We start from the raw sequence: 24,713 nt of genomic DNA, 5'->3' as shown, positions 1-24,713 counted from the left end.
CCGCGAGACAAGTCGGACAGGAAAGGGAAGCGATGCCGCTCGACCTCGAATATCTCCGGTACTGCCGCCCGGGCAACCCGTTCTACGCGGTCGCCGAGGAGGGGGACGACATCGATGGCGACGCCTTCGACGTCGCGTCCTTCGCTCCGGAGGACTGGCAGGTGAGGGAGTCGCGGCCGTGGCGGAACTGGATGCCGGACGGTTGCCTCCTCCCTCGTCAGGGATGGAAGCTCCACCTCTCGTCGACACTCGATGACGCGGAGAAGGTCCTCGCCGCTGCTGCACGCTACTGCTTCGCCTCCCGACTGCCTTTCAAGCATCTCTCGACCACCTCTCACCTTCTGATGCAGAACGGCAAGTACGCCGATCGAGCGGGAGCTGGGAAGTTCATCACCGTGTATCCCGGTTCGGACGACGAGTTCGCCCGAGCGCTGGAGGACCTCGACGTCCGTCTTCGCGGGTTCAGAGGCCCGTACGTACTGTCCGACCGGCGGTGGAAGTCCGGGCCTGTGCACTTCCGTTACGGCGCCTTCGTCCCGTCCGAGACGGAGAGCGGCTTCGTCTCGACGGTGCTCGACGCGGACGGGAACGAGGTGGAGGACGTCCGGCGGCCGACGTTCACACCTCCCCCGTGGGCTTCACTACCGGAGTCCGTCACTGTCGGGGCGGAGAACGAGGAAGAGGTCGCCTTCGGCTTCACGATGCTCTCAGCGCTGCACTTCTCGAACGGTGGTGGTGTCTATCTCGCTGAAGCGACGACCGACGAATTCGTGCCGATCGGGACGATCGTGGTCCTCAAGGAGGCGCGCCCGCACGCCGGGTTGGACGCCGACGGAGTCGACGCCGTGACTCGCCTGGCTCATGAGGAGGAGGTGCTCGTCGATCTGCAGTCCCTGGACTGCGTACCCGTCTTCTACGGATCCTTCACGGCCTGGGAGCACCGATACCTGGTCATGGAGTGCATCGAGGGGAACGATCTGAAGCGCGAATGGATGACGAGGACTCCGCTGCTCCGACCAGCACCGTGGCGCGTCGGTGACCCTGCATACACCTCCTGGCTGACCACGACCGTCGCTCGCCTCGACGCCGCTCTCGCCTCCGTGCACCGCGCAGGATGGCTGCTCGGCGACATCCACCCGAAGAACGTCATCATGCGGAACGGCACGCACCCGTGCTTCCTCGACTTCGAGTTCGCGCATCGAATGGATCCGGAGTGGCGTTGTCGCCAGGGAGCGCCCGGCTACGAGCCCCTGGAAGGCCTGAAGGGGACGGAAGCGGACGAGTGGTCGCTCGGCATCCTCGAACTCGATCTCCTCTTCCCCCAAGCGACGATCGCCGACCAGGGCAACGTCGCGAAGATCGAGCAGCTCCTCCGAGCAGCCGCAGACGATCTCGCGGTTCCGCCCGCCGTGCTGCGGTCGATCAGGACCTCCACCCTCGACGTACTCCCCGCCTCCGGTCAGAGGTCGATCGACGAAGACGTCGGTCGACTCGCCGCCCTCTCGGACGACCAGCTGCGCGGCCAGATCGCCCGCGGTGTCGCATCGGTGCTTCAGTGGACGGACGACTCGCCGGTCGTTCCCGGAGACATCCCTGTCCTCGCCCGCGACAGCGCGGACCACCGTGCCGGATTCCCCTACGGCGCGGCTGGAGTCGTCGCTGTCTTAGGACGATCCGGAGATGTCGACCTCGAGGCCGCCGATCACTGGCTCGCCGCTCGCGTGGCCCAGGTGCGGTCGCGTGGTCTCTGCGGACGCGAGGGAATTCGCTACGCGGCTCGCCAGGCAGGACTCGCGCGCACACTCGAGGTCCTCGACCGCAGGCCCTCGGCCGCCCCTTCAGGTCCGACGCTGTGGTCGGGGTGGGCCGGTGCAGGGCTCGCCGAGCTCGCAGACGGAGGGGACCCGTCGGAGGCGGCCCACCATCTCACCACGCTGCTCGATGAGGACGTCCGAGGAGCCTCCGTCGGCCTCCTGCACGGATGGTCTGCGGCCGCGATCCTGTTCGCCCGACTCCACGAAGCCACTGGCGACGACTTGTACATCACGCTCGCGATACGAGCCGTCGACGCCGATCTGGCGCGCTGTGCGATCACCCGGAACAACACTCTCGAGTTCGATGAGGGATGGAGGACTCTTCCTTACCTGGGGATCGGCTCGACCGGGCCCGGCCTGGCGATCCTGGAGCTGCGGCGGGTCACGGGCGAGGAGCTCTTCGCCGATCCCCTCGCGTCCATCGACGCCGCCGCGTCCTACCAGCAGTGCGCGCAGGCCTCACTCGCCCACGGTCTGTCCGGATTCCTCGTCTACCTCCGCCGCCGCGTACTGCACCGCCCGAGCGCGGAACTCGAGGAGGTCCTCCGCTCGCACGTCCGGTCGCTGCGCCTGCACGCCGTGCTCGACGACACCGGCGTCTTCTTCCGCGGCAACCAGAACCTCCGACTCTCGTCGGACTACCTGACCGGCTCGCTCGGAGTGCTCGCAGCGCTCGACGAGCTCGAGACCGGACGCTCCGCCCTGCCGTTCGGACTCTGACCGAGTCGGCCCGAGACGAGGAGAGGAGGTGATCACATGAACCGGATCCTCGATTTCCAGACCCTCGAAGGTGAGGCCGACGCGCACGACGCCGCGCGCGTCAGCACCTTCAGCGTCATCTCGCCGTGCCCGGGCTGGCCCAGCTCGATCACGTGGGGCAACTGCTGATAGTCGCTACCGGGCGCCAGCGATCCAGCATGACGTGGATCGCGGGCGTCTCACGAGTAAGACGTCCCCACCTTCGTCGAGGAGAAACGCTCATGATCCCCACCCTCCAGGCTCGAGCCGTCGAGCAGGTCATCACCGTAGGCCGGCAGCGGACGACCGTCCTGCGGGGCTGCGACATCGATCTGGAAGGGGGCGGGCTCACCGCTGTCGTCGGCCGCTCCGGCTCCGGCAAGTCCTCTCTCCTGATGTGCCTCAGCGGACTGGACCGGCCGACGTCCGGCGTCGTCGAGGTCAACGGCCGGGACGTGAACAGGCTGTCAGCGGCCGATCGCGCTCGCATGCTCCGCGCCCAGATCGGGTTCGTGTTCCAGCAGTACAACCTCGTGCCCTTCCTCGATGTCGAGGAGAACATCGCGCTCCCCTTCAGGCTCGACCGATCACCCGTGCCGCACGACCTGATCGGTGGACTCGTGGAATCGTTCGGCCTGCGCGACCGGCGCCGTGCGCCGGCGCGAACGCTCTCGGGAGGTGAGCAACAGAGGACCGCTCTCTGCCGCGCCCTTGCACGGCGGCCCGGCATCGTCTTCGCCGACGAGCCGACCGGCGCCCTCGACTCGCAGAGCTCGCGGGTCGTCCTGTCGACTCTGAGGACGATGGCGGACGAGGGCCAGATGATCGTGATGGTCACGCACGATCTCGACGCCGCAGCCCTCGCGGACACGGTCGTGGTGATGCACGATGGTCGGACCGTGCGGACGACCGGACGCTGCACCAGCCATGAGCTGCTGAGCATCCTCGAAGAGGCCGGGGCCTGACTCGTGTCCCGTTACGTCGTACGCCTGTTCGCCGACGAGTGGCGCCGATGGTCTCCCGCGATCGCTGTGGTCGCCCTGATGGCGACGCTGATCGGGTTGTGCGTTCAGCAGTTCGCCTGGACCGGCGACCCCGCATTCACCGCCGCTGTCACGGAGGCCGGCGTCGCGCTCGGGGAGTTCCGGATCCTCTCGATCACGATCTACACTGTCGTGGCGCTCGTCGGCTGGGTCGCCCTGACGATCGTCGGCCGAGCGAGCGTTCTGGCCACAGGACGCACGCACGCGCTCTGGCTCCTGCTGGGCGCCTCCCGAGCCCAGGTGTTCGTCGTCACTCTCCTCGTGCTCGGCATCGCGAGTCTCCTCGGCGCCGGCATCGGAGCGCTCCTCTCGACACTGCTGGCGTTCTGGGCGGTTCCCGCATTCAACGGTGCCGTCTCGTCCGAGGTCGATCTTCCGAGCTTCTCGCTCGCGCCCTGGGCTCCGGTGGTCACGCTGGCGCTCGGCACGCTCACCGCTCTGGCGGGCGGAGTCCTGCCCGCGCGCCGCGCCGCCCGCACGCCGCCGAGCGCCGCGCTGCGTGAAGTCGGGAGCGGTCGACCGGGTACGGCGATGCGCGCGGTGCGGATCGGCTGCGGCATCGCCCTCCTCCTCATCGCCTCCGGCCTTGTCACGGCATCCGCCTCTGCTCGAGAACTCGGAGCGACCGGACCGGCGCCGATGTTCAACCTGGCCGTCGACGTAGGAGGCAGCGTCCTCGTGGCCGTCTACCTCCTCTGCCCGGAGGTGATCGCGCTCGTCTTCCGCGCTCTGCACGCGCTCTCCGCCCGATCGGGTCTCGTCGTCGCGGCTCTCGGAATCCGCGCGGCAGCAGCCCGGGTGCAGGTCAGCACCGCCACGATCGCGCCGCTCACGGCAGGGCTGGGGGCGATCGCCGTGCTCCTGTGCGCGGTGCAGTCCGTCGTCGCCATGACGACGGCGGTCCGGCCCGGGACCCGCGCCGATCTCACCGATGTTCTGACGATCGTCGCAGTCGTAGCCGTGTCGATGCTCGCCACCAGCGCCACTGTCGTCGCTCTCTCTGCGCAGAACCGCGAGCGCGAGATCGCCCTGCTCCAGGCAGCGGGCCTGCAGCGCCGACAGATCATCGGGCTCGTCGTCTCCGAGAGCCTCGCGATGTCCCTCGCCGCTTCCACAGCAGCTGCCGCACCCGTCGCCGCCACCGGCGCGGTCTGCTGGCTCGTCAGTCACGCAGCACTGGGCGAAGGGGTAGTGATCTGGCCGGTCCCGAGCGTCGTTCTCGGCCTCATCGGCTCGTGGATCGTGCTCTCGCTGATCCTCCTGATTCCCGCGCAGGCTCGGCTTCGCCGTCCCCCTGGACCGGTATTGCGTGAGCAGGGTGTCTGACGTGATCACGGGTCGCGACGCACTGCCGCCTCGGGTTTCTGCGATCGCCGGACGGCTGCGACATCTCGCAGCTCTGCAGCCGTCGAGCGCAGCCGCGGAGCCGACAGGCCCCCGGCAGGTGCTCCTCCGGGATCCCGACGGGCGCCCCGTGCAGCACACCCTCGTCATCGCACCGCAGGAGTCTCTGGTGCTCTCGCCGGGCGCCGCCGCTTTCGCACTTGTGAGCGATCAGGACGGTGATGAGCATCACCGCATCCGCGTCGCCGTCGCGACCAGGAGCGGAGCCGTCGAGATCGTTCAGGACGAGCGCCCCGTCTCCCCGCGCATCCGATCGTTCTCGGACGGATTCCTCTGGATAAGGCGGAACGACGCGGGTCGGCCCTGGCAGGCGGTCTGGTGGCATCGCAGCCTGACGACTCCCCACGTGCTGCTCGAAGAGCCCGATCAGGCTCGGAGGCTCGATCTGCGCAGCGTCGCCGGGGCGATCGCCGTACTCGCATCGAGAGGGGCGCGCGACTCCCGGTACTGGGTGCTGACCGGAGAGGAGAGCAGTCCCCCGACGTGCCGTCGCCTCGACCTCGGCACGGAGAACGCGGATGTCTCCGCCTGCAGGGGCGGCCTCGCGGTCCTGTATCGACGGCACGGAGTCGTCCGGATGACCGGCTCGACGCGTCCTCTCGAGGTTCCCGTTCCGAAGGCCCTTCAGGCGGAGCACCTGCAGGAGGCCCAGGGTGAGCTCTTCGTACTCGGTCGGTCGTCCGGCAGGAGAGCGGTGTGGCTGCCCGGCGGCGGGGCAGACGCGCTCTGGCTCGCGCCGGCGGCCGGGACCCTTGTTCCCGCCGTCGATCCGATCACCCGCCACCCGATCATGCTCGTCTCCTCCCCTGCTCACCGCGCCCACTGCGTCACCCCTGTACCGGGTAAGGCACTCGCCACCGAGGTCACAGAACGGATGAAGGTCACGTCACTCACTGCGCCGAGCCGGGACGGCACCCTCGTCCCGCTCACCCTGATGACTCCTGACGGCGCCGACAGCTGTCCCGTCGTCGTCCACGTCTACGGCGCCTACGGCATCAGCCTCGAGGGGCCGTTCGATCCCTTCACGGACGACCTCCTCGCGCGCGGAGCCGCGATCGCCTACTGCCATGTCCGCGGGGGCGGAGAGAACGGCCCGGAGTGGCATCGGCAGGCGACCGGCCTCGGCCGCGAGCGCCCGATCGAGGACCTCCTCGCCTGCCTGGCGTTGCTTCGTGAGCTTCCAGGGATCGACTCGCACCGGCTCCTTCTCACCGCGGCGAGCGCGGGCGCGCTGGTCGCTGCGACGGTCTGCCTCCGTCGCCCCGCAGAACTCCGTGGCCTCCACCTCGTGCATCCCTTCCTCGATCCCGTCGGCGCGCTCGATGATCGCTCCGCAGCCGCGGCGGCGTCCGACCGTGAGGAGTTCGGTGACCCTGACTGGATCCTCGCGAGCGGGCTCTCTCCACTCGCGACGATCGCCACAATGGTGGGGCGGAGCCGACCGCTTCCGCGCGCGTGGATTCGAGCCGGTCTCCGCGATGCCCGAGTCGACGCGTCGGCGATCGCGGAATTCGCAAGCGCCTACCGGGCAGTGGCTGAGCGCGACGATCCCGCGCACGTCGTCCTCCGTGCGACCTCGGGCGGTCACCTCAGCGGACTGACGCCCGAGGAGTCCCACCAGGAGAACGTCCTCGCTCACGCCTGGACGCTCGACCTCCTCGGCCTGGCCTGACCCGTCGAGCGCAAGGACGAGGGCGATCGTTCCGGCGGGAGCCGATCTCGTCCAGGCGAGAACTGCCCTACGGCGTCACTGGCCGGCACCCGACACCCCGCGCGCCGAGCCGTGCGGCATCGCCACGCACCGCCACAACGAGAACCCGGTGACCGCGGAGGCGTGCTCTCCCGACTCCGTCGCCGCCGGCCCCCACTCCTGCAGCTGTGTGCATCCGTCCGCCACCACGGCCTTCCGCACCGACTCGGTCGGTGGCGGCGAGTTCTTCAGAACCAGCAGAGGCGTGCGTCCTGCCGCGATCATCCCGGCGACGTCCTGCTCGGTGAAGACCCGCGCCTGGCCGGAGTAGCCGCCGTCGGTGAGCACGCTCGCGCCGGTCGCCGTGATGATCGGCGCCGAGATCGCCCAGGAGTCGGTGAGGAACAGGGGCGCTCCGTCCACCCCGCCGCCGGCGGCACGAGCAGCGGCGACCAGTGCGGTCTCGTCGGCGGTCATCGAGTCGTGCCCGCCGACCGCGTCCGGCGACGAGACCGCGAACGGAGCCGAGGTCTCGGCCCTCTGCGGGAAGCGCAGGCCGACGAGCGCGTCCCCGCCCGACCCGTCGAGGGACGCGTCGAGCACCTGGAGGCTGAACGCGATCGGCCCTGCCAGGATCACGACGGCCGCTGCGAGCGCGATCGAACGATGCCGGGCCGCGCCTCTGCTCGCCGCCGCACCGCCCCTACTCCACCGGGCCGCCACCGCGACCACGACGAGCCCTGCTCCGGCGAGCGCCGCGAACGGCAGGCCCAGCACCGCGGGCAGCTGCCCGCCCACGGCGAGCACCGCGCTCCACGCCGTCTGCGCGACGAGGAGGAGCGGCAGCACCAGCCGCGCGACGACCCGGGTCGACGCGAGCAGCCGCACCGCTTCCGCCCAGCCCAGCGCCGCGAGGAGCGCCAGCTGCACTCCGATCGCCGCGACGTAGGCGGTGTGCGGCACCGTCGCCACCGAGAGCACGCCCGCCGCTGTCACCAGCCACACCGCGAGGCAGACCAGGAGGGCGAAGGCACCGCGGGCACCTCCCCGCCTCCCCCGCCGCGGCCACCAGCGCACGGCGCCGAGCACCAGCCCGGCGAGCGCCGCGGGATACAGCCAGCCGACCTGCGTCGCGTACTGCGCCAGCAGCAGCTTGGCCGGCGAAGACCCCGCTGCTCCGCCCATCGTCGCCACGTGGGCGGAAGCGACGACGGCGCCGGGCACCGCTCCCGGGATCAGCCGGTCGAGCCCGTTGAACCCGAACACCATCGCGAAGACGTCGTTCCCCGTCGACCCGTCGATGTAGGGCCGGTCCCCTGCCGGCACCGCCTGCATCGCGACCATCCACGCCACCGAGGCGCCCACCGCGACGGCCAGGAGCCCGCCCGCACAGGCGAGCGCTCGGCGCCACCCGCGCACCCCGACGAGAGTCGCCACCACGAGCGCCGGCAGGACGAACCAGGCCTGCATCATCTTCGCCTGGAAGCCGATCCCGATGGACAGCCCGGTCATCAGCAGCGGCCACCACCGCTCCGTCAGCACCGCGCGCTGCCACCACACCAGCGCCACGGCGAGTGCCGCCGTGAGCAGCCCGTCCTCCATCGGGTGCCCGAACATCGACACGAAGATCGGCGTGCTCGCCGCCGCTGCCGCCGCGACCAGCCCGAGCCCCCGGCCGCCCCACCGGAGCCCGACGACCGAGCACGCCGCGACCGTGATCAGCCCCTCGATCAGCTGCGGCAGCGCGATCGACGACGTCGACATGCCGAACAGCCGGATGCTCAGCGCCTGCGGCACCGCGAACCCCGCCAGCTTGTCCAGCGTCACCGTGGCGGCGGGATCGAAGGCTCCGAACGCCAGCGCGTGCCACGACTCCGACATCGACCGTGCCGCCGCCTCGTAGAAGACGGCGTCTCCGCCCCGGGCGAGATTCCAGCCGGTGAGGGCCGTCGAACCGCACAGGATCGCGAGGAGGGTGAGCCGCGCCCACCAGCGTTCGCGCCACCAGCGGGCGAGCGGAGCGGAGTGGGTCACGTCCACCGACGCTAGGGAGCCGGCCTGCCGCCGCCCTTGCGGGCGGTCGGGGAGACGCCGTGCATGCCGCTCCGGCCTCTCAGTCCGGACGCCGCCGGCACGGCCGACGACCAGGAAGGGTGCCGCGCCGCCCCGGTCACCCTCTAGGGTGCGGACATGCCCCGCTCCATGGCCGACCTCTCCTTCCGCCGCGCCCAGTGGGAGCAGCGCTACGCACCGCACGTGGCTCCCGTGAACCGCTGGGTCGACGAGCTGCGGAACCCCTACGGACGCGGCTGGCTGCCCTACGTCGCGCCCCTGCACGGCGGAGTGGAGGCGCGCGTCCTCAGCGTCCTCCGCGATCCCGGCCCCGCCACTCAGGACGGCATCGGAAGCGGCTTCCTCTGCACCGAGAACGACGACCCGACGGCGGAGCTCATGGCCGGGCTGATGGACGAGGTGGGCCTCGCCCCCGCCGACCTGCTGCCGTGGAACGCCTACCCCTGGTACATCAACCGGGCCCCGAACGCCGAGCAGCTCGACGCCGGCGTCGAGACCGTCCTGCATCTGCTCGCGCTCGCCCCCGACGTCGAGGTGGTCCTCCTGCAGGGCGGCGACGCCGATCACGGCTGGCGGCGCCTCCTCAGGCGGCACCCGGCGATCGAGCGCGAGCGCGGCCTCACGGTGATCCGCACCTTCCATCCGTCGCGACAGGCGCTCTGGGCACGGGATCCCGCCGAGCGGGAGGCGCGCTCCGCTCGACGTCGCGTGGCTTTCGCCGAGGTCGCCGCAGCGCTCCGGTGAGCGGTCCGCAGCGTCACGACGAGGCCCGGAAACGACGGAAGCCCTGACGACGACCAGTGGTCTCATCAGGGCTTTCCGTCGGGCTGACAGGATTTGAACCTGCGACCCCTTGACCCCCAGTCAAGTGCGCTACCAAGCTGCGCCACAGCCCGTGGCAGACCGGGCCGAGGCCCGGGCAACTCGACTACCTTAGCGGATGCCGACGCCGGAAGTGAAAACGAGCGGGCCCCGTAGACTCGCTGGGCGGAACGCGTCGGCACGGGTCGACGCGCCGTCGGCAGCTCGGGAGGCGTCAGCAGTGGATGCGCGGCAGAAGCGATCACAGGTGGCCCTGCACCGGGCGATCGTCGAACTCGCGACCGGCCGCGACGTCGCCACCCTCACCGTCTCCGAGATCACCGATCTCGCCGGCGTGAACCGCTCCACCTTCTACGCCCACGCCTCGTCCGCCGCGGAGCTGCTCTGCGCCGCCCTGCAGGACGAGCTCGACGCGATCCGGGAGGGCTACCTCCAGCAGCTCCGGAGCGGTGCCGCGACCGACGCGAGCATCCGCGAGGGCACCTCCCGCGTCCTCGGCCACCTGGACGGCCACCGCGACCTCTACCTCCGCGCCTTCGACGCCCCCGGCGGGGACTCGGGCCTCCGCGCGATGCTGGCAGGGCACTTCCGCACCGCCGTCTCCGCGACGCTCGACACGGGGATCCTCGACGTCCCGGCCGCGGACGCACCGCTCGGCTTCCTCGAGGACGCGACGGCCTCGTTCCTCGCGGCGGGCTCCGTCGGCCTGATGGAGCAGTGGCTCCGTCTGCCCGCGCCCCGCGATCCCGGCAGCTACCTCGCCGCCTACCGACGGCTCCTGCCGCCGTGGTGGCCCTTCGCCACCGGCGACTGACCGGCCTCGTCGGGCGCCGCTGCGCAGACGCTCGCCGAGAGAGTCGACCGCTCGGCTCGAGGGCGGCCGCAACTCCGCAAGCCGGACCGCGCGGCTCCTCGCTCCCTCTCGAGAGAGCTGTCCCGCTCGGCCGTGACGCCTCGGCAGCAGCATCCGCCCCCTCGACTCGACGACCGCTCCTCCCGGAGACGCGGACGGCCCGCGGGAGGAGCTCCCACGGGCCGGACACGGTACGGCTGCGCTCAGCGCGCGCGCTTCTCGCGGACGCGCATGTTGACGTTCACCGGCGACCCCTGGAAGCCGTAGATCTCGCGCAGGCGGCGCGCGATGTAGCGGCGGTAGCCCGGGTCGAGGAACCCGGTCGTGAAGAGGACGAATGTCGGCGGGCGCGACGAGGCCTGCGTGCCGAAGAGCACGCGGGGCTGCTTGCCTCCGCGGAGGGGGTGCGGGTGCGCCGCGGTGAGCTCGGCGAGGAACGCGTTGAACTTGCCCGTCGGGATGCGCGTGTCCCACGACTCGAGGGCGAGCTCGAGCGCCGGCACGAGCTTCTCGAGGTGGCGGCCGGTGCGGGCCGAGATGTTGACGCGGGGCGCCCACGCCACGTGGGCGAGGTCGGTCTCGATCTCGCGCTCGAGGTAGCGGCGGCGCTCGTCGTCGAGGAGGTCCCACTTGTTGAAGGCGAGCACGAGCGCCCGGCCCGACTCCAGCACCAGGTCGATGATGCGGACGTCCTGCTCCGAGATCGGCTGCGAGACGTCGAGGACGACGACGGCGACCTCGGCCTTCTCGAGCGCGGTCGAGGTGCGCAGCGACGCGTAGAAGTCGGCGCCCTGCTGGAGGTGCACGCGGCGGCGGATGCCCGCGGTGTCGACGAAGCGCCAGACCTTGCCGGCGATCTCGACCTGCTCGTCGACCGGGTCGCGCGTGGTGCCGGCGAGCTCGTTGACGACGACCCGCTCCTCCCCCGCCGCCTTGTTGAGCAGGCTGGACTTGCCAACGTTTGGGCGGCCGAGGATCGCGACGCGGCGCGGCCCGCCGACCTCGCGCTTGGCGACGGCCGACTCCAGAGGGAGCTTCTCGAGCACCGCGTCGAGAAGGTCGGCGACGCCGCGGCCGTGGACGGCCGAGACGGGGCGGGGCTCGCCCAGGCCGAGCGACCACAGCGAGGCGGCGTTCGGCTCCTGGCGGGCGTCGTCCACCTTGTTGGCGGCGAGGAAGACCGGCTTCTTCGTCTTGCGCAGCAGCTTCACGACGTGCTCGTCGGTCGCGGTCGCGCCGACGTTCGCGTCGACGACGAAGATGACGGCGTCGGCGAGGTCGATGGCGATCTCGGCCTGCATGGCGACGGAGGCGTCGATGCCGCGGGCGTCGGGCTCCCAGCCGCCGGTGTCGACGATGGTGAACGCCCGGTCGATCCACTCCGCCTTGTAGGACACGCGGTCGCGCGTGACGCCCGGGGTGTCCTCGACGACGGCCTCGCGGCGGCCGAGTATGCGGTTCACCAGCGCGGACTTGCCGACGTTGGGGCGGCCCACGATCGCCACGACCGGGAGGGCGGGGAGGTAGCGGACGTCGTCCGAGTCCTCCCCGGCGAACTCGAGGAGGTCGAGGTCCTCCTCGTCGAGGTCGTAGTCCTCGAGTCCGCTGCGGAGCGCCTGCGCGCGCGAGGAGGCGAGCTGCTCGTCGAGGTCGCCGAGGCGCTCGACGAGGTCGTCGTCTCCGAAGTTCAGCTCGTCGTCACCGACGTGCGTGTCCTGTGCCATGACCGGCCCTTGCTCTCGAAGTTCGGACCTCGGCGACGACCGCGTCGACGGTCTGCTCGAAGTCGAGATGAGTGGAGTCGAGAAGAGTGACTCCTTCTGCGGCGTTCATGAAGTCGACCACCTGCGAGTCGGCGCGGTCCCTCGACCGCAGCGCCTGACCCGTCGCCTCGGCGGATTCCGTGGTGACCTCGCGCGAACGCCTGGCCATTCTAGCCTCTTCGCTCGCCGTCAGCAGGATCCGGACCGGAGCGGTCGGTGCGACGACCGTCGTGATGTCGCGGCCCTCGACGATGATGCCCTCCCGACGCGTCTCGCCGATGATCCTCCGGAACAGCAGGGTGATCCTCCGACGGACCTCGGGGACCTTCGCCACGGCCGAGACGCGCGCGGTCACCCGGGGCTCGCGGATGGCGGTGGTCACCTCGGTCGGACCGACCCACACCGAGTACGACTCGGGGTCGGTGCCGATGGAGTAGTCGAAGCCGTCGAGCGCGTCGACGATCGCGTCCTGGTCCTCGAAGTCGAGGCCGCGGTCGAGCCCGTGCCAGGCGAGCGCGCGGTAGGCCGCTCCCGTGTCGAGGAACTCGAAGTCGAGGCGGAGGGCGGCAGCCCTCGACACGCTGGACTTGCCGCTGCCGGCCGGGCCGTCGATGGCGACCACGACGGACTCGCCGAAGTCGCCCTGCTCGGCGGCCTCGGAGCGCGCCTCGCGCTCGGGAGCCGCGCCCCCGTCCTCCGGGATGCTCTGCTGTGCCCGGCGGGCGGGCGTCATCCTGTTCAGGCCGCCCTCCTGCCTGTTCTGCTCGGTGCTCATCCGGCGATCCTCCAGCCGCGTATGGTCAGTTCTTCGGTCAGCGGCGCGACCGCCTCGGGCACGACCGAGATCTCGGCGAGACCCACTCGACGCCCCTGCGCGTGCTCGAGGCGCACGTCCTCGAGGTTGACGCCCGCCTCGCCGATCTCCACCAGGAGCCGCGCGAGGGTTCCGGGAGAGTCGTCGACGAGGACGATCAGGGTCGAGAAGCGCTGGTCCTGGCCGTGCTTGCCGGGCAGGCGCGCCACTCCGGCGTTGCCCGCGGCGAGGTGCTCGGCGAGCACGCGGCGCGAGCCGGGCGCCTCGAGGTCGCGGAGCGCGTCGGCGACCGCGGCGACGTCGTCGCGGAAGGCGTCGAGCACCGCGACGACGTGCTCGCGGTTCGCGGCCAGGATCTGCATCCAGAGCTCGGGGGCCGAGGCCGCCAGGCGCGAGACGTCGCGGACGCCCTGCCCGGCGAGGCGGAGCGCCGCGTTCGGGGCGTCGAGGAGGCGCTGGCCGAGCAGTGACGAGATCACCTGCGGGGCGTGCGAGACGAGGCCGACCGAGAGGTCGTGCTCCTCCGGGTCCATCTCGACGATGGTGCCGCCGAGGTCGAGAGCGAGGCCCTCCACCCTTGCGAGCGCGTCGGGCGCGGTCTCGCCGTCGCGGCAGATCACCCAGGGTCTGCCGACGAAGAGGTCTCCCCGCGCGGCGACCGGTCCGCCGCGCTCGCGGCCGGCCATCGGGTGCGAGCCGATGTAGCGGGCGAGGTCGACGCCGCGGGAGCGCAGCTCGCGCAGCGGCTGGGTCTTGACGCTCGCCACGTCGGTGACGACGGCTCCGGGGTGCGCCGCGAGCTCGCGCTCGACGACGCTCGCGGTGACGTCAGGGGGGACGCAGACGACGACGACGGAGGGCCGGTCGTCGGGGGAGGCGGCGCGGCCGGCCCCGTAGTCGATGGCGAGGGAGAGGCTAGCGGGCGAGGCGTCGTCGAGGACGACGTCGATCCCGCGGGAGGCGAGGCCGAGGCCGATGGAGGCGCCGAGCAGTCCGGAGCCGACCACCCGCACCGTCCCGGTCGTCCGCATCGCGGGCGGCGCGGGGTGCAGGAGCTCGTTCACCCCGACAGCCTAGCGATCGGCGCGGCGCTGCTTGTCGGCGCCGGACCGGCGCGGAGGACCGTCGCTCCGCCCGCCGCCGGCGGAGGAGCCGCCGCGATCGGACGACCGTCCCGCCGAGCCGCCGCGGTCGGACGACCGTCCGGACGATCCGCCGCGATCCGAGGATCGCCCGGCCGAGCCGCGCTCCGCCGGGGCGACGCGCTCGCCGCTGTCAGGCCGGGGCCGCCGCGCACCCGCGCTCACCTTCTTCGAGGGGACCGCGGGAGCGGCCGCCACCGCCTCGCCGCCCTGCCGCGCGATCGTGAGCAGCGCGCCCAGCTCCTCCCGGGTCAGGTCGCGCAGATCGCCCGAGCGCAGGGTGCCCAGGTGCAGCGGCCCGAACTGGCGCCGGACGAGCTCGATCACCGGGTGGCCGACCGCCGCCATCATCCGGCGCACGACCCGGTTGCGACCGGAGTGCAGGGTGATCTCGACGAGCGAGGCGTTCGAGCGGCCCTCCGGCCGGCCGAGGAGACGCGCCTTGTCGGCGGCCACCGGTCCGTCGTCGAGCTCGATCCCGGAGGTCAGCGTCGCGATCGTCTGCGGGAGCACCTGCCCGTGCACCTTCGCGATGTAGGTCTTCGTCACTCCGAACGACGGGTGCGCGAGGACGTGGGCGAGCTCGCCGTCGTTGGTCAGCACCAGCAGGCCCGAGGTCTCGGCGTCGAGGCGCCCGACGTTGAACAGCCGCTCCTCGAAGTTCTTCGTGTAGAGGCTGAGGTCGGTGCGTCCGTTCTCGTCCGCCAGCGAGCTGACGACGCCGATCGGCTTGTTGAGCATGACGTAGCGGCGCGAGGTGTCCAGCTGCACCGCGACCCCGTCGACCTCGATCCGGTCGGTCGCCGGGTCGATGCGGCGGCCGAGCTCGTCCGCCACCTCGCCGTTGACGCGGATCCGCCGCGCCACGATCATCTCCTCGACCACTCGTCGGGAGGCGACCCCCGCTGCCGCGAGGACCTTCTGCAGTCGTTCGCCGTCGGGGCCGCTGTCAGGCGCGCTCATCGAATCCGTCTCTTCCGTCGCTCAGTAGGGGGGAGATCTTCGGCAGCTCGTCGAGCGAGGTGAGGCCGAGGTGCACGAGCAGCTGCTCGGTGGTGCCGTAGAGGACCGCGCCCGTCTCGGGGTCGTGGCCGACCTCCGCGATGAGGCCGCGGCCGAGGAGGGTGCGCGCGACGGAGTCGACGTTGACCGCGCGGATCTGCGCGACCTGACCGCGCGAGACCGGCTGCTTGTAGGCGATCACGGCGAGCGTCTCGAGCGCCGCCTGCGAGAGCCGCGTCGGGTTCTGCGTCAGGACGAAGTCCTTGACCACCGGGTCGTACTCGCGGCGCACGTAGATCCGCCAGCCGGCACCGACCTCGCGCAGCTCGAAGCCCCGGCGGATCGCCCCGTCGGCGCCGTCGTAGTCGGCGACCAGGCGCTCGATCGACTGGCGGACCACGGCGATCGGCCTCGACAGCGCGGTCGCGAGGGAGGCGAGCGGCTGCGGCTCGTCCGCGACCATCAGGATCGCCTCGATCGCCCGGTCGATCTCGAACGCGACGGTCCCGGGGCCGGCGTCAGGAGTCATAGTCGGCTCCGAGCGCGGCGAGGCTCGCATCGCTCCACTGCTCGGCGACCCAGCGCAGCGTGAGCTCGCCGAGCGGCTCCGGCTGGTCGAACGAGATCGCGGCGTGCCGGTAGAGCTCGAGCACGGCCAGGAAGCGCGCGACGATCACGCCTTTCTCGTCGGCGTCCGCGATCAGCTCGCCGAAGGTGGCCCTCCCGCGGGCGCGCAGCATCGCCACGACGTGGGCGGCCTGCTCCCGGATGCTGATCTGCGGGGCGTGCAGGTGGTCCAGGCCCACCGTCGGCAGCTCGCGCGGAGCGAGGGCGACGGTCGCGAGGGCGGCGAAGTCGGCGGGCGACAGGGTCCAGACGAGCTCCGGCTTCGCGGACCGGTACTCCTCCTCCAGAGGCACGTCGCGCACGTGGCGGGCGGTCTCGATCGCGATCCGCTCGGCGAACCACGACGACACCTGCTTGAAGGCCCGGTACTGCAGGAGCCGGGCGAACAGCAGGTCTCGCGCCTCCAGCAGCGCCGCGTCCTCCGCGTCCACGAGCTCGCCCTGGGGCAGGAGTCCGGCGATCTTCAGGTCGAGGAGCGTCGCGGCGACGACGAGGAACTCCGACGCGCGGTCCAGCCCCTCGAGCGAGTCGATCCCGTGCAGGTACGAGAGGAACTCGTCCGTCACGGCGCTCAGCGCGATCTCGGTGATGTCGACCTGCTGCTTCGCGATGAGGCTCAGCAGGAGGTCGAACGGACCCTCGAAGTTGGTCAGCGCGAGGTGGAACCCGGTGGGAGCGGCGCGCTCCTCGAGGAGGACCTCAGGCGACCGCGCCACGCGAGATCAGCTCCCTGGCGAGCTTGCGGTACGCCTTCGCGGCGTTGTGCTCGGGCGCGAACTGGGTGATCGGGACGCCGGACACGCTGGCGTCCGGGAACTTCACCGTGCGGCCGATCACCGTCTCGAGCACGCTGTCGCCGAAGGCGTCGACCACCCGGTCGAGCACCTCACGCGAGTGCAGGGTGCGGGAGTCGTACATCGTGGGCAGGATGCCGTCGAGCTCGATCACCGGGTTGAGCCGGTCGCGGACCTTGTCGATCGTCTCGATCAGCAGGGCGACGCCGCGCAGCGCGAAGAACTCGCACTCGAGCGGGATGAGGACGCCGTGGCTCGCGGTGAGCGCGTTGACCGTGAGCAGACCCAGCGAGGGCTGGCAGTCGATCAGGATGACGTCGTAGTCCGCGCTCACCTTGCGGAGCACGCGAGCGAGGATCTGCTCGCGCGCGACCTCGTTGACGAGATGGACCTCGGCGGCGGAGAGGTCGATGTTGGCCGGGATGACGTCCAGGCCCGGCACGCGGGTCCTCCGGATCGCCTCGGCCGGGTCCTTCACGGTGCCGAGGAGCAGGTCGTAGATCGTGATGGCGTCGTAGGTCGTGACCCCGAGGCCGGCCGAGAGGGCGCCCTGCGGGTCGAAGTCGATGGCCAGCACGCGGCGGCCGTACTCGGCGAGGGTCGCGCCCAGGTTGATGGTCGTCGTCGTCTTGCCGACGCCGCCCTTCTGGTTGCAGAGCGAGATGATCCGAGCGGGGCCGTGACCGGTGAGCTCCACCGGCAGCGGGAAGTCGCGCAGGGGGCGGCCGGTCGGGCCGAGCGTCGGGGCTTCGAGACCGGTGAGCTCGGCCTTGTCGTCCGTCTTGCGTGTCACCTGCGTCGTCCTCGCTTCCGTGGCGGCGTGCGCTCTCGCGCGGCCTCCGACGAGTGTACCGGCGCCCCGCTCCCCGGCCGCCGCGCCCCGCCGCGCGGGGCCGCGGCTCTAGCGCCGCGCTCGCGGGTGCGCGGACGTGTAGACGTCCCGGAGCGTGTCCGCCGTCACCAGCGTGTAGATCTGCGTCGTCGCCACCGAGGCGTGCCCGAGGAGCTCCTGCACCACGCGGACGTCGGCACCGCCCGCGAGCAGGTGGGTCGCGAACGAGTGCCGGAAGGTGTGCGGCGAGATCTCCCGGTCCAGCCCGGCCTTCTCGGCGACGGCGCGGATGACCAGCCAGGCGCTCTGCCGCGACAGGCGGCTCCCGCGGACCCCCAGGAAGAGCGCCGGCGTCGCGCGCCCCCTCCGCGAGAGCTCGGGCCGCGCACGGACGAGGTACTCGTCGACCGCCTCGCGGGCGAAGCGGCCGAGCGGCACCATCCGCTGCTTGGACCCCTTACCCGTCAGCCGCACCACCTCCGCGGCGACCACGTCGTCGACGTTCAGGTCCACCGCCTCCGAGATGCGCGCGCCCGTCGCATAGAGCAGCTCCAGCAGGGCCCGGTCCCGCAGGTCCGCGAGCTCCTCGCCGCGCGCCGCGTCGAGCAGTGCCGCCATCTGCTCGACCGTGACCGCCTTCGGCAGGGTCATCGGGATCTTCGGCGGCACCACGTCCCGGGCCACGTCGTCCGCGACGACCCCCTCCTCGAGGGCGAAGCGGTGCAGCCCTCGGACGCTCGAGAGGATCCGTGCGCGCGAGCTCGCCGCGAGCGGCCGCTCCGGGCGTGCGGCCAGCCAGGAGGAGAACTCCCCCACGTCGACCCGTCCGAGCTGCGCCAGATCGACGGTCCCGCGCTCCTCGAGCCAGCCGAGGTAGAGCTCCAGGTCGCGCCGGTAGGCCGCGAGCGTGTGCGCCGAGAGCCCGCGCTCCACGCTCGCCTGCCGGAGGTACGCCTCGGCGCAGGCGCGGGGGCTCACCCCCGGGGGTGGCGGACCCGCGGGTGGCGCGTCCACGGCGAGGACGCGTCGCCCAGCCCGTCCCAGTCGCGCGAGCGGAACGCGTGCGCCGCGAGCACCGCGATCGTCAGCGAGGGGTTCTGCACCCGGCGGGCGAGGACCGCCTCGACCGCCTCGTCCAGCGGCACCCACCGCAGCTCCATGTCGGCCTCCTCCGCCTCGCGGTCGAAGGCGGAGCCGGTGGACGAGAGCCCGCGGGCCAGGTAGATCCGGACGACCTCGTCGCTGCCGCCCGGCGAGGTGGCGAACTCCGAGAGCAGGTCCCAGCGCTCGGCCTGCAGGTCCGTCTCCTCGCCCAGCTCCCGCTGAGCGGCGACCAGCGGATCCTCGCCCTCCACGTCGAGCAGGCCGGCCGGGATCTCCCACTCGCGGGTGCGGACCGGGTGACGGTACTGCTTGATCAGGGCGACGCGGTCGTCGTCGTCGAGGGCCAGCACGGCGACAGCTCCCGTGTGATCGAGGAACTCCCGGCGCAGCTCGCCGCCGCCGTAGCGGAACGTCTCCGCGCGGACGCCCCAGACCATTCCGTCGAAGACGCGCTCACTGGTCAGGACCTCCGGCTCGACGAGCTCGTCCGACAGCGGCTCACTCATCGGCGCCCGCCTCCGATGCCGGGAAGAGGCGCGAGGCCTCCTGGCGCTCGAGGGCGGCGGTCACGAGACCGCGGAAGAGCGGGTGCGCGGCGTTCGGGCGCGAGCGGAGCTCCGGGTGCGCCTGCGTGCCCACGTAGTAGGGGTGCTTCTCGCGGGGCAGCTCGACGCACTCCACGAGGTGGCCGTCGGGCGAGAGGCCCGAGAACCAGAGCCCCGCCTCGGCGATCCGGTCGCGGTAGCGGTTGTTGACCTCGTAGCGGTGACGGTGGCGCTCGGCAGCCTCAGGTGCGCCGTACACCTCGGCGACGATCGAGCCCTCGGCGAGCTCGGCCGTGTAGAGGCCGAGGCGCATCGTGCCGCCCATGTCCCCGGACGCGAGGATCTCGACCTGCTCGGCCATCGTCGCGATGACGGGGAACTCCGTCTCCGGGTCGAACTCCGACGACGAGGCCCCCTCGAGGCCGGCCTCGTTGCGGGCGTACTCGATGACCATGCACTGCAGGCCGAGGCAGAGCCCGAGGGTCGGTATCCCGTTCTCCCGCGCGAAGCGCAGCGCGCCGAGCTTGCCCTCGATGCCGCGGATGCCGAAGCCGCCGGGCACGCAGATGCCGTCGAGCTCGGAGAGCGCCTTGGCCGCAGCCTCGGGGTCCTCGAGCCCGTCGGAGGCGATCCAGCGGATGGCGACCTTCGTCTGCTGCGCGAAGCCGCCGGCCCGCAGAGCCTCCGTCACGGAGAGGTAGGCGTCGGGCAGGTCGATGTACTTCCCGACCAGGCCGATGGTGACCTCGTGCTTGGGCTCGTGCACGGCCTCGAGCAGTCGCGACCAGCCGTCCCAGACGACCTCGCCGGCCGGGAGGCCCAGCTGGTCGATGATGTAGGCGTCGAGGCCCTGCTCGTTGAGCATCTGCGGGATCTCGTAGATCGACGCGACGTCCTTGGCGTTGACCACGGCCTGCTCGTCGACGTCGCACATCAGCGCGATCTTGCGCTTGTTCGACTCCGACACGGGCCGGTCGCTCCGCAGCACCAGCGCGTCCGGCTGGATGCCGATCGAGCGCAGCGCCGCGACGGAGTGCTGGGTGGGCTTGGTCTTCTGCTCGCCGGAGGCGCCCATGAAGGGCACCAGCGAGACGTGCACGAAGAAGACGTTGCGGCGGCCGAGCTCGTGGCGGACCTGGCGGGCCGACTCGATGAACGGCTGGCTCTCGATGTCGCCGACGGTGCCGCCGATCTCGGTGATGATGACGTCCGGCTGCGGGTCGTCCTCCGACTGGAGGCGCATGCGCCGCTTGATCTCGTCCGTGATGTGCGGGATGACCTGGACCGTGTCGCCGAGGTACTCGCCGGCGCGCTCCCGCGCGATGACCCGCGAGTAGATCTGGCCGGTCGTGACGTTCGCGGCCTGGTTCAGGTTGATGTCGAGGAAGCGCTCGTAGTGGCCGATGTCGAGATCGGTCTCGGCGCCGTCGTCGGTCACGAAGACCTCGCCGTGCTGGAACGGGTTCATCGTCCCCGGGTCCACGTTGAGGTACGGGTCGAGCTTCTGCATGACGACGCGCAGCCCGCGCGCGGTCAGCAGGTTGCCCAGGCTCGCGGCCGTGAGTCCCTTGCCGAGCGAGGAGACGACACCGCCGGTGACGAAGATGTGCTTCGTGATCTTCGAGGGGGCGTCCTGCCCGGCCGTCGAAGCGTTCCGGGTCGAGGACCCGGAGGAGCCCTCGGGATCCGAGGGAGAAGAAGAGGAAAGGCCCGCGTTCGTAAAGTCCACCACGGGGTTCCACGGTAACAGCAGAACGGCGGCGGCGGACCGTCCGGGACGGATCGATGTCGTCCAGGGCCGCTCGCGATCAGCCCCGCCGACTCGATTCGAGGAGCTCCCGCGCATGAGCGAGAGCGTTGGCGGAGTCGGTGAGCCCCGAGAGCAGGCGCGCCATCTCGGACACCCGCTCCTCGGAGTCGAGCTGCGTCACGGCGCTCGAGGTCACCGCGCCGTCCGAGCCCTTCTCGACGCGGAGGTGGTTCGTGGCGAATGCGGCGACCTGCGCGAGGTGGGTCACCACGATGACCTGCGACGTCTCGGCGAGCCGCGCGAGCCGTCGGCCGATCTCGATCGCCGCCGCTCCGCCGACCCCTGCGTCGACCTCGTCGAAGACGAACGTCGGCACGGGGTCGTTGGCGGCGACCACGACCTCGATCGCGAGCATCACCCGCGAGAGCTCGCCTCCCGAGGCTCCGCGGGCGAGGGGCCGGGGTGCGGCCCCGGTGTGCGGCTGGAGCAGCATCTCGACGGAGTCGCGCCCGTGGATGCTCGGCTCCCCCGCGGCCGTCACCTTCACGTGCAGGCGCGCATCCGCCATGGCCAGCGCGGTGAGCTCGTCGCTGACCCGCTCCCCCAGCTCGGCGGCCGCCGCGGTCCGCAGCTCGGTCAGCCGGGTCGCGAGGCGGTCGACGAGGTCCGCGTCGGCCGCGGTGTCGGCCTCGAGAGCCGCGATCCTCTCGTCGTCGCCGTCGAGCTCGAGCAGGCGGAGTCCGGAGGAGTCCACCAGGTCGAGCACGTCGTCCAGCGTCGGTCCGTAGGTGCGGGCGAGCAGGGACAGCTCCGCCCGACGGTTCTCGATCAGCTCCAGGTCGTGCGCGCCGTCGAGGTCGAGCTCCGCCAGGTACGAGGAGAGCCCTCCGGCGGCGTCGACGAGGAGCACCGCCGCCTCGCCGAGCGTCTGGACCGTCGGCTGCAGCGCGGCGTCGTGCTCGGCCGCCCGCTCCAGCACGCGCCGCGCCGTCTCGAGGAGCCCGAGCGCGTCCCGCCCGTCCAGCTCCTCGGACGAGATCGCCTCGCGGGCCTCGCCGGCGGCGAGCCGGAGCTGCTCGATGCTCCCGAGCCGGGCGGACTGCGCCGCGAGCTCGACGTCCTCCCCGCGCTGGGGGGCGACCACCTCGATCTCGGCGAGGGCGGAGCGGAGCCGTTCGGCTTCGCGGGCGCGCGTCTCCCGGGCCTCGGTGAGCGAGTCGAGCTCCTCCCGGTTGGCCCGCCAACGCTCGAAGGCGCTCGCGTAGTCGCGGAGGGCGTCGGCGAGACCGGGTCCGCCGAACCGGTCGAGCGCCTCGCGCTGCGCCGCGGCGGAGCGGAGGCGGATCTGGTCCGACTGCCCGTGCACGACGACCAGCTGATCGGCGAGCTCGCTCAGCACGCTGACCGGTGCGCTCCGGCCGCCGACGACGGCTCGCCCGCGTCCCTCCGCCGAGACCGAGCGCGCGAGGAGCAGCTCCGGGCCGTCGAGATCGCCGCCGGCGTCGTGGACGCGCTCGGCGACCGGGCCCTGCTCTGGGACCAGCCAGCGCCCCGACACCCAGGCCTGCTTCGCTCCCGAGCGCACCGCGGACGCGTCCGAGCGCGCGCCCAGCACGAGGCCGAGCGCCGTGACCACCATCGTCTTGCCTGCGCCGGTCTCGCCGGTGACAGCGGTGAAGCCCGGTCCGAGCGGGAGCGTCGCCTCGGCGATCACTCCGAGGTCGCGGATCTGCAGCTCTTCGAGCATCGGGCCTTACTCCGTCTCCGCCGACCCCCGCCATCCGCGGATGGGGAGACCGAACTTGTGCACGAGTCGATCGGTGAAGGGGGCGTCGTGCAGGCGCGCGAAGCGCACCGGCACGGGCGAGCGCCGATAGACGACGCGCGCTCCCGGCGGCAGCTCGTAGGCGCGCCGGCCGTCGGCCCAGAGGACACCGACGCCGTCGGTCCTCTCCTTGACCTCGACGGCGAGGCTCGACGACGGGCCCACGACGAGGGGCCGCGCGAAGAGCGCATGGGCACTGAGCGGAACGAGGAGCATCGCCTCGACGGTCGGCCACACGACGGGGCCGCCCCCGGAGAAGGCGTAAGCGGTGGAACCGGTCGGAGTGGACACGACGATGCCGTCGCAGCCGAAGCTCGACAGCGGACGTCCGTCGACGCCCACCATGACCTCGAGCATCCGCTCGCGGCTGCCCTTCTCGACCGTGGCCTCGTTGAGCGCCCAGGTCTCGTAGACGACGGCCTCGTCGATCTTGACGCGCACCTGCAGGGTCATCCGCTCCTCGACCGCGTAGTCGCCGTCGAGCGCACGGGCGACGGCGTCGTCGAGATCGTCCCGCTCGCTCTCCGCGAGGAACCCGACGTGGCCGAGGTTCACGCCGAGCAGAGGGGCCGTCCCGGACCGGACGATCTCCGCTGCGCGGAGGATGGTCCCGTCCCCGCCGAGCACGAACACGAGCTCGATGGACTCGAGCGGCACGTCGGACCCGAGCACGGCGACGTCGCTCAGATCCGGAGCGACCGCGACGATGTCGCCCTTGTCGTCGGCGCAGAGGACGGGGTGGGCGCCGGAGTTCCGGAGACGCTCGACGACGAGGACCGCCGCATCGAGGGAGTCCGTCCGTCCGGTGTGGGCGACGACGAGGATGTTGCGCTCGTCACGAGGGGACTGCATCGAGGGTGTGTCCTTCTGGTCGGTCGACAGCGGCGGACACGATCGCGTCACCCGGTGGTGAGCGCGGTGACCGCGTCCCTCCATTCTGTCGGAATCGTTCCGCGGTCGCGGTGGAGGTGCGCCAGATACTCACGATTCCCAGCGCCCCCCGGGAGTGGCGACTCGGCCAGCCCGACGACGCCGAGCCCCAGGTCCCACGCCGACCACAGGACGTCCGAGAGAGCCTCGCGACGCAGCTCGGGATCCCGGACGATCCCCTCCCGCACTCCCAAGCGGCCGACCTCGAACTGCGGCTTCACCAGCACCACGAAGTCGGCGAGCGGATCCACAGAGGCGGCGACGGGAGGCAGAACCATCCGCAGGGAGATGAAGGACACGTCGGACACGACCAGGTCCGGGACGATCTCGGTCCTGGCGGCTTCGGCGAGCCGGGCGGTGGTGAGATCCCGCGCATTGAACCCCTCCACCACGTGGACGCGATCGTCGGACCGGATCCGCGGAGCGAGCTGGGCATGCCCGACGTCGAGCGCGATCACCGAGGCGGCGCCGCGCTCGAGCAGGACCTGCGAGAACCCGCCCGTCGACGCCCCGACGTCGAGAGCGTTCCGGCCGGCGACTCGCACCGTCGCGAAGGTGTCGAGGGCGGCGAGCAGCTTGTGGGCGGCGCGGCTGACGTAGTGGTCGAGGCCGGCGACCGCGACGTCCTGATCGTCGCGCACGCGGATCGAGGGCTTCAGTGCAGGGACGCCGTCCACCGTCACCAGACCGTCGGCGATCATCCGAGCGGCATGGGTGCGGGATCGGGCGATACCCCGTTCGGCGAGAGCCGAGTCGAGTCGCGAGTCGTCGGTCATCGGTCGCGGTCCGCGTTCTCGAGTCGGATGCGCAGCTGCTCCTGCAGCTGGACGTATCCGGCTGCCCTCTCGTTGAGCGGAGTCTGCTCGATCCGGAGGAGCTCGTCTGACAGGACGTGTTCCTCCACGGCGTCGAAGCCGTTCTGGAGCGGCCTCGATTCCGGAGAGGGCGTCGGGTCGTGCTGAGTCATCGCTGCTCCTCGTTCCGGAGTCGGGCGACGACGGTCATCGTCGCTCCGGCCGGCCCTGTTCGTCCTCGAACAGAGACCGACCGGTTAAACAGCGATGGCCACCCATTTCTGGGTGGCCATCGTGAATGGTGTCCGGCGGTGTCCTACTCTCCCACAGGGTCCCCCCTGCAGTACCATCGGC

Annotated in this window: 21 protein-coding genes, 1 tRNA gene and 1 pseudogene; 7 read left to right on the top strand and 16 right to left on the bottom strand. The window is 71.6% G+C overall.

What is annotated here, in order from left to right:
• The first annotated feature begins 32 nt into the window (after positions 1–32).
• The 5 genes from lanKC to C5C54_RS10120 all read left to right on the top strand — a co-directional run bounded on the left by lanKC (position 33) and on the right by C5C54_RS10120 (position 6,671).
• On the top strand, positions 33–2,534 hold the full coding sequence (gene lanKC / locus C5C54_RS10135) for a class III lanthionine synthetase LanKC (protein WP_104288281.1): 2,502 nt from the start codon (positions 33–35) through the stop codon (positions 2,532–2,534).
• A 36-nt stretch (positions 2,535–2,570) separates the two neighbouring features.
• Positions 2,571–2,702, top strand: coding sequence for a hypothetical protein (locus C5C54_RS18335; RefSeq protein WP_258059251.1), 132 nt, complete (start codon positions 2,571–2,573; stop codon positions 2,700–2,702).
• Positions 2,703–2,794: 92 nt separating this feature from the next.
• Entirely contained in the window at positions 2,795–3,517 is a 723-nt protein-coding gene (locus C5C54_RS10130; protein ID WP_104225415.1) for an ABC transporter ATP-binding protein, read from the top strand.
• A 3-nt stretch (positions 3,518–3,520) separates the two neighbouring features.
• Positions 3,521–4,921: an FtsX-like permease family protein gene (locus tag C5C54_RS10125; protein ID WP_104288280.1), complete on the top strand. Its 1,401-nt coding sequence runs from the start codon at positions 3,521–3,523 to the stop codon at positions 4,919–4,921.
• A gap of 148 nt (positions 4,922–5,069) precedes the next feature.
• Positions 5,070–6,671, top strand: coding sequence for a prolyl oligopeptidase family serine peptidase (locus C5C54_RS10120; RefSeq protein WP_146078818.1), 1,602 nt, complete (start codon positions 5,070–5,072; stop codon positions 6,669–6,671).
• Between the two features lie 75 nt (positions 6,672–6,746).
• On the opposite strand, the gene C5C54_RS10115 is transcribed toward C5C54_RS10120, so the two are convergent.
• Positions 6,747–8,723, bottom strand: coding sequence for a glycosyltransferase family 39 protein (locus C5C54_RS10115; protein WP_104288304.1), 1,977 nt, complete (start codon positions 8,721–8,723; stop codon positions 6,747–6,749).
• Between the two features lie 156 nt (positions 8,724–8,879).
• Between C5C54_RS10115 and C5C54_RS18330 the strand changes: the two genes are divergently transcribed.
• Positions 8,880–9,506 carry a uracil-DNA glycosylase gene (locus C5C54_RS18330; protein ID WP_104273319.1) on the top strand — a complete coding sequence of 209 codons (627 nt, stop codon included), beginning with the start codon at positions 8,880–8,882 and terminating at the stop codon, positions 9,504–9,506.
• Between the two features lie 78 nt (positions 9,507–9,584).
• Here the strand turns inward: C5C54_RS18330 and C5C54_RS10105 are convergent.
• Positions 9,585–9,658: transfer RNA gene (locus tag C5C54_RS10105), tRNA-Pro, on the bottom strand.
• 146 nt (positions 9,659–9,804) lie between these two features.
• Here C5C54_RS10105 and C5C54_RS10100 point away from each other — a divergent pair.
• Complete coding sequence (locus tag C5C54_RS10100; RefSeq protein WP_181069118.1) at positions 9,805–10,398, top strand: TetR/AcrR family transcriptional regulator; 594 nt, start codon at positions 9,805–9,807, stop codon at positions 10,396–10,398.
• A gap of 242 nt (positions 10,399–10,640) precedes the next feature.
• On the opposite strand, the gene der is transcribed toward C5C54_RS10100, so the two are convergent.
• The 14 genes and pseudogenes from der to C5C54_RS10030 form a co-directional block, all read right to left on the bottom strand.
• On the bottom strand, positions 10,641–12,161 hold the full coding sequence (gene der, locus C5C54_RS10095; protein WP_104288279.1) for a ribosome biogenesis GTPase Der: 1,521 nt from the start codon (positions 12,159–12,161) through the stop codon (positions 10,641–10,643).
• Positions 12,136–12,975: a (d)CMP kinase gene (gene cmk, locus C5C54_RS10090; protein ID WP_258063288.1), complete on the bottom strand. Its 840-nt coding sequence runs from the start codon at positions 12,973–12,975 to the stop codon at positions 12,136–12,138. The genes der and cmk overlap by 26 nt, the downstream gene beginning before the upstream one ends.
• On the bottom strand, positions 12,972–14,045 hold the full coding sequence (locus tag C5C54_RS10085) for a prephenate dehydrogenase (RefSeq protein ID WP_104288302.1): 1,074 nt from the start codon (positions 14,043–14,045) through the stop codon (positions 12,972–12,974). The genes cmk and C5C54_RS10085 overlap by 4 nt, the downstream gene beginning before the upstream one ends.
• Before the next feature lie 315 nt (positions 14,046–14,360).
• Positions 14,361–15,119 (bottom strand): annotated as a pseudogene (locus tag C5C54_RS10080) (pseudouridine synthase); the annotation flags it as partial.
• The gene (gene scpB / locus C5C54_RS10075) at positions 15,106–15,687 is read right to left on the bottom strand and encodes an SMC-Scp complex subunit ScpB (protein ID WP_104238575.1); all 582 of its coding nucleotides are present in this window, start codon (positions 15,685–15,687) and stop codon (positions 15,106–15,108) included. The gene scpB and the pseudogene C5C54_RS10080, both read right to left, overlap by 14 nt.
• The gene (locus C5C54_RS10070; protein WP_104267431.1) at positions 15,677–16,501 is read right to left on the bottom strand and encodes a ScpA family protein; all 825 of its coding nucleotides are present in this window, start codon (positions 16,499–16,501) and stop codon (positions 15,677–15,679) included. Before C5C54_RS10070 ends, scpB begins: the two co-directional genes overlap by 11 nt.
• Positions 16,485–17,372: a ParA family protein gene (locus C5C54_RS10065; protein ID WP_104222502.1), complete on the bottom strand. Its 888-nt coding sequence runs from the start codon at positions 17,370–17,372 to the stop codon at positions 16,485–16,487. The genes C5C54_RS10070 and C5C54_RS10065 overlap by 17 nt, the downstream gene beginning before the upstream one ends.
• Positions 17,373–17,480: 108 nt before the next feature.
• Entirely contained in the window at positions 17,481–18,389 is a 909-nt protein-coding gene (gene xerD / locus C5C54_RS10060) for a site-specific tyrosine recombinase XerD (protein ID WP_104238573.1), read from the bottom strand.
• A complete protein-coding gene (locus C5C54_RS10055; protein WP_104288278.1) occupies positions 18,386–19,021 on the bottom strand; it encodes an NUDIX hydrolase in 636 nt (211 codons plus the stop codon). The genes xerD and C5C54_RS10055 overlap by 4 nt, the downstream gene beginning before the upstream one ends.
• Positions 19,014–20,678: a CTP synthase gene (locus C5C54_RS10050; RefSeq protein ID WP_104269193.1), complete on the bottom strand. Its 1,665-nt coding sequence runs from the start codon at positions 20,676–20,678 to the stop codon at positions 19,014–19,016. The genes C5C54_RS10055 and C5C54_RS10050 overlap by 8 nt, the downstream gene beginning before the upstream one ends.
• 190 nt (positions 20,679–20,868) lie before the next feature.
• Complete coding sequence (gene recN / locus C5C54_RS10045; protein ID WP_104288277.1) at positions 20,869–22,557, bottom strand: DNA repair protein RecN; 1,689 nt, start codon at positions 22,555–22,557, stop codon at positions 20,869–20,871.
• A gap of 6 nt (positions 22,558–22,563) precedes the next feature.
• The gene (locus tag C5C54_RS10040) at positions 22,564–23,487 is read right to left on the bottom strand and encodes an NAD kinase (protein ID WP_104222498.1); all 924 of its coding nucleotides are present in this window, start codon (positions 23,485–23,487) and stop codon (positions 22,564–22,566) included.
• 47 nt (positions 23,488–23,534) lie between these two features.
• Positions 23,535–24,341 (bottom strand): TlyA family RNA methyltransferase, encoded by an 807-nt coding sequence (locus C5C54_RS10035; RefSeq protein WP_104288276.1) that lies wholly within the window; start codon positions 24,339–24,341, stop codon positions 23,535–23,537.
• Positions 24,338–24,532, bottom strand: a complete 195-nt coding sequence (locus tag C5C54_RS10030; protein ID WP_104225427.1) for a hypothetical protein — start codon at positions 24,530–24,532, stop codon at positions 24,338–24,340. The genes C5C54_RS10035 and C5C54_RS10030 overlap by 4 nt, the downstream gene beginning before the upstream one ends.
• Between the last annotated feature and the right edge of the window lie 181 nt (positions 24,533–24,713).

It is taken from the genome of Rathayibacter sp. AY1F2 (assembly GCF_002930885.1).
Classification (GTDB): domain Bacteria; phylum Actinomycetota; class Actinomycetes; order Actinomycetales; family Microbacteriaceae; genus Rathayibacter.
The sequence above is the reverse complement of the archived record's forward strand: the minus strand, read 5'-3'. Positions and strand labels throughout refer to the sequence as shown.

Bases quoted from the DNA above. Each gene is read 5' to 3' on its own strand.
- C5C54_RS10030 (WP_104225427.1), bottom strand. From the start codon at position 24,532: ATGACTCAGCACGACCCGACGCCCTCTCCGGAATCGAGGCCGCTCCAG.
- C5C54_RS10035 (WP_104288276.1), bottom strand. From the start codon at position 24,341: ATGACCGACGACTCGCGACTCGACTCGGCTCTCGCCGAACGGGGTATC.
- C5C54_RS18335 (WP_258059251.1), top strand. From the start codon at position 2,571: ATGAACCGGATCCTCGATTTCCAGACCCTCGAAGGTGAGGCCGACGCG.
- C5C54_RS10085 (WP_104288302.1), bottom strand. From the start codon at position 14,045: ATGCGGACGACCGGGACGGTGCGGGTGGTCGGCTCCGGACTGCTCGGC.
- scpB (WP_104238575.1), bottom strand. From the start codon at position 15,687: ATGACTCCTGACGCCGGCCCCGGGACCGTCGCGTTCGAGATCGACCGG.
- der (WP_104288279.1), bottom strand. From the start codon at position 12,161: ATGGCACAGGACACGCACGTCGGTGACGACGAGCTGAACTTCGGAGAC.
- C5C54_RS18330 (WP_104273319.1), top strand. From the start codon at position 8,880: ATGCCCCGCTCCATGGCCGACCTCTCCTTCCGCCGCGCCCAGTGGGAG.
- cmk (WP_258063288.1), bottom strand. From the start codon at position 12,975: ATGAGCACCGAGCAGAACAGGCAGGAGGGCGGCCTGAACAGGATGACG.
- recN (WP_104288277.1), bottom strand. From the start codon at position 22,557: ATGCTCGAAGAGCTGCAGATCCGCGACCTCGGAGTGATCGCCGAGGCG.
- C5C54_RS10040 (WP_104222498.1), bottom strand. From the start codon at position 23,487: ATGCAGTCCCCTCGTGACGAGCGCAACATCCTCGTCGTCGCCCACACC.
- C5C54_RS10130 (WP_104225415.1), top strand. From the start codon at position 2,795: ATGATCCCCACCCTCCAGGCTCGAGCCGTCGAGCAGGTCATCACCGTA.
- C5C54_RS10055 (WP_104288278.1), bottom strand. From the start codon at position 19,021: ATGAGTGAGCCGCTGTCGGACGAGCTCGTCGAGCCGGAGGTCCTGACC.
- lanKC (WP_104288281.1), top strand. From the start codon at position 33: ATGCCGCTCGACCTCGAATATCTCCGGTACTGCCGCCCGGGCAACCCG.